At 61.5% G+C, this 1,248-nt stretch carries 1 protein-coding gene and 1 pseudogene; one reads left to right on the top strand and one right to left on the bottom strand.

Annotated elements, in window-relative coordinates; genetic code table 11:
- Nucleotides 1-125 (bottom strand): annotated as a pseudogene (locus tag EN781_RS35685) (VOC family protein); the annotation flags it as partial.
- Between the two features lie 461 nt (nt 126-586).
- Between EN781_RS35685 and EN781_RS32765 the strand changes: the two are divergent.
- Nucleotides 587-1,248: glycosyltransferase family 4 protein (locus tag EN781_RS32765; RefSeq protein ID WP_145965799.1), on the top strand; the 662-nt coding region annotated here is incomplete at its 3' end.

Genomic DNA, 1,248 nt, shown 5'->3' with positions numbered 1-1,248 from the left:
AACGGGTGGATGCCGGTCGGCGCCACGACAAAACCGAGTGAACCCAGCCGCACCCGCGCGGCATCCAGGCGCGCTGTCGGCAGCACCAGATGGTCGAGCGGATGAGCCTGCGTCGTTTTGATCATGCCGGCGCGGTGTGCATTATTCCGGAAGTCGGTTCAAGGGGCTCGGCGATGTTGTCCGGCCGGCCTGCCATTCTCCGGCACCGGGGCCAGTCTTGCCATCGCGGAAGGCCACCCTAGCTCACAACCATGGGAAGAACCGTCCTCATGGCCATGACGATTGCGGCGATTGTAATTGTCGCCACTCTGGTGCTGACCGCGCCGAAACGGGGCGGCGTCGATCCGGCCGAGACATCCGCCGTTCAAACAGAGTGAGGCCGCCGGCACCTGCATTTCTTGCGGATGCAACTATATTGCTGGTATAGGCGAATTGTCGTCAACTCTGACTTGAATTGACGACATACGATAAGGTATCCCCGCGTGGGGGTCCTCAAATCTTGCCTTGAATGGATTGTTTGCGCGATTGCGGTTCGCTCCCGGATGGCGATCGTTGCTCCATTTTTAGTGGCTGAATAGAGTGGCAGATGACCGGCGACAGCACGCTCAGGATATTGCGGATCACGCCGCACTTTTATCGGCCAGGCACATGGCCGGTCGCCTTCGATCCGGTCGGCGGCCTGCAGAATCAGACATGGACAATCGCCAATGCGATGGACGAGGCCGGCGCCGCCCAGACCATTCTGACCACGTTCATTCCCGGAAGCCCGAGAGAGGTTCAGCTTTCGCCGAGGATGCGCCTCAAATGCGCAGGCTTCTGGCTGCCGGAGTTCGCCGCCGGCCCGCTGCTCTGCTTCACCTGGTTCCTGGCCGCATTGCCGGAGCTGCTTCGAGCACGCGGCCGCTATGATGTCGTCCATATCCACTTCAACCACTCGGTCTGGTGCCGGGCCATGGCCATTCTGGTCTCCAGGCTGAAGATACCTCTCGTCGTATCGATGAACACGCAGCTCTGGTCCGGGCTCCAGCATGCACTGCGGCTCAAGGGGAAGACGTATGATGTCACCCGCTGGCTGGAACGCTATGCTTTGATGTCGGCCGACCGTGTTGTCGCACTCACCGAGCGTTACGGTAGGGAAGCCGTAGCGGAAACCGGGCTGGATCGCCGCGTGGCGGTGATCGCTGACGCTGTCGACGCCGAAGCGTTCGGCCGTCCGATCGACCCGGACGCGCTTCAAGCCTTTCGCTC

The organism is Mesorhizobium sp. M4A.F.Ca.ET.090.04.2.1, from assembly GCF_003999085.1.
Lineage (GTDB): Bacteria > Pseudomonadota > Alphaproteobacteria > Rhizobiales > Rhizobiaceae > Mesorhizobium.
This window is presented reverse-complemented; position numbering and strand designations above follow the sequence as displayed.